The sequence below is a fragment of the Micromonospora sp. KC213 genome (assembly GCF_004348325.1).
Lineage (GTDB): Bacteria > Actinomycetota > Actinomycetes > Mycobacteriales > Micromonosporaceae > Micromonospora.
This window is the reverse complement of sequence record NZ_SMKF01000268.1, coordinates 1-5,244: the sequence shown is the minus strand read 5'-3', so window position 1 is coordinate 5,244 and position 5,244 is coordinate 1. Positions and strand designations below refer to the sequence as shown.

Sequence of the window (5,244 nt, the reverse complement as noted above, 5' to 3'; positions counted from 1 at the left end):
GCCGGGCCCGACCACCCCGCCGCCGGGCCCGACCACCCCGCCGCCGCACGGCGATGACTGCATGGCCGTCTACAAGGTGGCCAGCTCCTGGAACGGCGGATTCCAGGGCGAAGTGATGATCATGAACCACAGCAGCCGGACGTACGGCGGCTGGACGGCGAACTGGACCTGGCCCAACGGTCAGCGGATCACGCAGATCTGGGGCGGCACGGCGAGCACGAACGGGGCGTCGGTGACGGTCACCAACGCCCCGTACAACGGCACGATCGCGCCGGAGGGCACCACCACGTTTGGCTTCCTCGCCAGCACGAACGGCACCAACACCCTGCCCACCGTCACCTGCACCGGCCGCTGACCCCACCCCGCCGGGCGGCGGTACACCCCGCCGCCCGGCCCGGGGGCGGTCAGCGGACCATGCTGCCCACGACGGGCTTGGTGAGCAGCGCCGACTGGTTGCGCTGGATACCCGGGTCCAGGGTCCTGGCCACGAAGATGGCGTGCCAGATACAGAAGATCAGCACCGTCCACACCTTGCGGGAGTGGTCCGCCTCCTCCCGCTTGTGCTCGTCCAACAGCCGCATCGCGTACGACAGGTCGATCAGGTCACCGGCGCCCGAGGTGGCCAGCACGTGCCGGGCCCACTCGTACATCTCACCGCGCAGCCAGACCCGGGTCGGGGTGGGGAAGCCCAGCTTCTTGCGGTTGACGATGGCCGGCGGGACCACCCCCTGCAACGCCTGGCGCATGGCGTACTTGGTGGCGTCCGAACGGGGCGGCAGCTTCAGGTCCACCGGGATGCCGGCCGCGACGTTGAAGACCTCCCGGTCGAGGAAGGGCACCCGCACCTCCAGCGAGTGCGCCATCGAGATCCGGTCGGCCTTGACCAGGATGTCGCCGCGCAGCCAGGTGTACAGGTCGACGTACTGCATCTTGGTGACGTCGTCCAGCTCGGTGCACTCGGCGTAGATCGGCGCGGTGACATCGGTGTAGCGGACCGAGGGGTCGTAGCGGCGCAGCAGGTGCTGCTTCTCCTCCTCGGTGAACATCCGGGCGTTGCCGTAGTAGCGCTGCTCGATCGGGGTGGTGCCGCGCTCCAGGAAGCTCTTGCCCTTGACGCCCTGGGGGATCGCCTTGGAAACCGCCCGCAGCCCCTTCTGCACGCCGCCCGGCAGGCCGTTGACCGCGCCGAGGGAGAGCGGCTCCCGGTAGATGGTGTACCCGCCGAAGAACTCGTCCGCGCCCTCGCCGGAGAGAACCACCGTGACGTGCTCGGCGGCCTTCTTGGCCACGAAGTAGAGCGGCACCAGCGCCGGGTCGGCCACCGGGTCGTCCAGGTGCCAGACGATCTTCGGCAGCGCGTCGATCATGTCCTGCGGCCCGATCTTGGTCGGGATGGTGGTCACGTCGAGGTGCCGGGCCGAATCCTGGGCCACGTCGATCTCGGAGTAGCCGGGCACGTCGTACCCGACGGTGAAGGTCAGGATGTTCGGGTTGAACTCCCGCGCGAGCGCCACCACCGCGGTGGAGTCGATGCCGCTGGACAGGAACGAGCCGACCGGCACGTCCGAGCGCATGTGCATCCGGACGCTCTCCCGCAGCGTCTCCCGGATGTCGTGGTAGAGCCGCTGCTCGTCGTCGACCGGCGCCGGGCGGAACACCGGCCGGTACCACCGGCGTACGTCGATCCGGCCGCCCGGCGTCCAGGTGAGGTACTCCCCCGACCCGATCCGGCTGATCCCCTTGTGCAGGGTGCCCGGCTCCGGGACGTACTGCAGCGTCAGGTAGTGGCTCAGGCTCGCCGTGTCGATGCCGGCGTCGCCCTGGTACGCGGAGTGGGCGAAGGGCAACAGCGCCTTCTTCTCCGAGGCGAGGTAGAGCCCGTCGGCGGTCTCCAGGTAGTGCAGCGGCTTGATGCCGAAGTAGTCGCGGGCACCGAAGGCCCGCCGCTCCTGACGGTCCCAGATGACGAAGGCGAACATGCCACGCAGCCGGGTGAGCACCTGCTCGCCCCAGTAGTGGTAACCGGCGACAATCACCTCACCGTCGCCGGCCGTGGCGAACTGGGCGCCGAAGGTGCGGATCAACTCCTCGCGCAGCTCGATGTAGTTGTAGATCTCGCCGTTGAAGGTGAGCAGGTAGCGACCGCCGGCGTAGGGCAGCGGCTCGTGGCTGGACGCGACATCGATGATCGCCAGCCGCTTGTGCGCGAACACCCCGTCCGCGTACCGGCCGGAGGCGTCCCCGACCACCTCGACCCCGGTCTCGTCCGGGCCACGGTGGTGTAGGCATTCCAATGCCCCGGCGATGTTGTCGCGGTGGGCGGCGGCGTCGCCGCGCGCACTGAAGAAGGCCAGGAGTCCGCACATGGTGGTCATCTTTCCACGCTGGCGAAGCGCCCGTCGCGGCACCGCTGGCTCTCTTCAGCCACGGCCGGTCCGTGGCCGCCGCCCCGGCACCACCGACCAGCGACGACACCGGTCCGGGCGGTGCGGCACCGGTCGCGCCGACCCGCGTCGGCCCTCCCGGACCCGATGCCGCCGTTCCCAACGGGCGGCGGTGAGGCGGTACCGTCGGACCAGCGACGCAGCGGAGGGAGCGGACATGGCCGAGGACCGAGTCAACGGCAAGCCGGCGGACGGCACCGAATCGCACGACCCGGATTTCCCGGAGGCCTTCCTTGCCTTCATGCGCCAGGGCTGGCGGGACACCACCCTGCCGGTCGGCCCTCGCCCGGAGGTGCCGAACTACGCCAAACGCCGCGCCGCCCTCTCCGCCGCCTTTCCCGGCGAGACCCTGGTCATCCCGACCGGCAACGAGAAGGTCCGCGCCAACGACACCGAGCACCGGTTCCGGGCGGGCAGCGACTTCGCGTACCTGACCGGCGACCTGGACCCGGACGGCGTGCTGGTGCTGCGGCCCAACGGCTCCGGGCACGACGCCACGCTGTACGTGCTGCCCCGTTCCTCCCGGGAGACCGACGAGTTCTTCCGCAGCCGGCACGGTGAGCTGTGGGTCGGCCGGCGGCACACCCTGACGGAGAAGTCGACCGAACTGGGCCTGCCGACCGAGGACCTGGCCGGGCTCGACGCGGCCCTCGCCGGGCTCGCGCCAGGGCGTACCCGGGTGCTGCGCGGCTTCGACCCGAAGGTGGACGCTGCCGTACGCGCCTGGGACGGGCCCCGCGCCGAGGGCCAGCCGGCCCGCGACCGCGAGCTGGCGATCGTCATCTCGGAGCTGAAGCTGGTCAAGGACGAGTGGGAGATCGCCCAGCTCCAGGAGGCCGTGGACGCCACCGTACGCGGATTCGAGGACGTGGCCCGGGCGCTGCCGGCCGACCGCGGGGTCTCCGAGCGGCTGCTGGAGGGGGTCTTCGCGCTGCGCGCCCGGCACGACGGCAACGACGTCGGGTACGGCTCGATCGTCGGGGCGGGCGAGCACGCCACGATCCTGCACTGGGTGCACAACCACGGCACCACCCGCCCGGGTGAGCTGCTGCTGATGGACATGGGCGTCGAGAACCGCAACCTCTACACCGCCGACGTGACCCGGGTGCTGCCGGTCGACGGTCGGTTCACGCCGTTGCAGCGGCAGGTCTACGACGCCGTGTACCACGCCCAGCAGGCCGCCATCGACCTCATCAAGCCCGGGGTGGCGTTCCAGGACGTGCACCTGACCGCGATGCGGGTGCTCGCCGAGGCGCTGAAGGACCTCGGGCTGCTGCCGGTGAGCGTGGACGAGGCGATGGACCCGACCTCGACGGTCTACCGCCGCTGGACGCTGCACGGCACCAGCCACATGCTCGGCATCGACGTGCACGACTGCGCCAACGCCCGCAAGGAGAAGTACCGCGACGGCACGCTCGGCGAGGGGTACGTGCTCACCGTCGAGCCAGGGCTCTACTTCCAGCCGGAGGACGAGTTGGTGCCCGAGGAGTTGCGGGGCGTCGGTGTGCGGATCGAGGACGACATCCTGGTCACCGCGACCGGCGGGGTCAACCTCTCGGCCGGGCTGCCGCGCCGCGCCGACGAGGTGGAGACGTGGCTGGCCGAGCAGCGTGAGGCGGGCCCCCGGCTGCCGGGCTGACCCGGGGTACGACCACGCGGCGGGCCCCGCCGCCGGCGTCGGACGGTTCTGCGTCCGGCACCGGTGGCCGGGCCCGCCATCGTCTGCGCCGCCGGTGCACGATCGGGTGAGCCGGAGGCCGAGCAGCGGACCCTAACGTGAGCGAATTACGGACTTTCTGATGATCCGTCCCTCTCGTGAGATTACTTCTCATACGGTGTGCTTCAGAGGCTGCAACCGATTTGTGGCTGGTCAGCCCGCTTACACGGCGCTGGCCCCTTGTGAGCACGAAAGGGCGGAAGGCTCTGATGTCCAACGACGTAACGACTCCCGACGGCGAGGCGCGGATGACGCCGCCGACGAACCGGCGACGGGTGCTCTGGGTCGCCACCAGCATGGCCGGCCTGACCGGTGTCGTCGGCCTGGCGGCGCTCGGCGGTCTCGCCGCTCGCGACGACAAGCCCGGCGACGCCCGGCGCGCAGCGGAGCAGCGGTTGGCGGCACCGCAACAGGTGAACGACGGCGGAAAGCCCCCCGCGAACGTCCCGACGACCACGACCGGTGACCGGGGTGGTCGAGACGATGATCACCGGGGCGGCGGGAGACCGGGAAAGGTCCGCGACGTGCCGTGTGACGAGGAACAGCTCGTCGAGGCGGTGGACCTGGTCAACCGGGACCGCGGCGGCACGTTGCGACTGGCCCCGCACTGCACGTACGAACTGGGCGGCTATGACGTGAAGTCCGGCTCGGGGCTGCCGACGATCCGGCACGAGGTCACCATCGAGGGGCGGGACGCCACCATCACCCGGGATTCCGAGGACACCTTCCGGCTGTTCACCGTCGCCGACGGCGGGGACCTGACGCTGCGGGACGTCACCCTCAAAGGTGGCAACGCCGCCGCGTTCCGGTACGGCGGCCAGCCGGGCGACCGGCAGACCACCGACCGACCGCAGGGCCCTGACGGGCCGGGCCCGGCCGACCAGCAGACCCCCGGTGGGCAGCGGGAACCGGGTGACACGCAGGGCCCCGACGGGGGCGCACTGCTGGTGGCGCCCGGTGGTGCCGCCCGCCTGGTCAAGACCACTCTGGTCGGTAACAACGCCGAGGGCAACGGCGGGGCGATCGCCAACTACGGCCGGGTCGACATCCACGACAGCAAGCTGAACAACAACCACGCCCGGC

The 5,244-nt window shown here is 70.9% G+C and carries 3 protein-coding genes and 1 pseudogene; 3 read left to right on the top strand and 1 reads right to left on the bottom strand.

Going from position 1 to position 5,244, the window contains the following annotated elements; all coding sequences use genetic code 11:
- Positions 1–355: cellulose binding domain-containing protein (locus E1166_RS29235; protein WP_207914636.1), on the top strand; the 355-nt coding region annotated here is incomplete at its 5' end.
- 49 nt (positions 356–404) lie between these two features.
- On the opposite strand, the gene asnB is transcribed toward E1166_RS29235, so the two are convergent.
- Entirely contained in the window at positions 405–2,366 is a 1,962-nt protein-coding gene (gene asnB, locus E1166_RS29230) for an asparagine synthase (glutamine-hydrolyzing) (protein ID WP_132270420.1), read from the bottom strand.
- Positions 2,367–2,601: 235 nt separating this feature from the next.
- On the opposite strand from asnB, the gene E1166_RS29225 reads away from it, so the two are divergent.
- Positions 2,602–4,083, top strand: a complete 1,482-nt coding sequence (locus E1166_RS29225; RefSeq protein WP_132343073.1) for an aminopeptidase P family protein — start codon at positions 2,602–2,604, stop codon at positions 4,081–4,083.
- 287 nt (positions 4,084–4,370) lie between these two features.
- Positions 4,371–5,244 (top strand): annotated as a pseudogene (locus tag E1166_RS29220) (hypothetical protein); the annotation flags it as partial.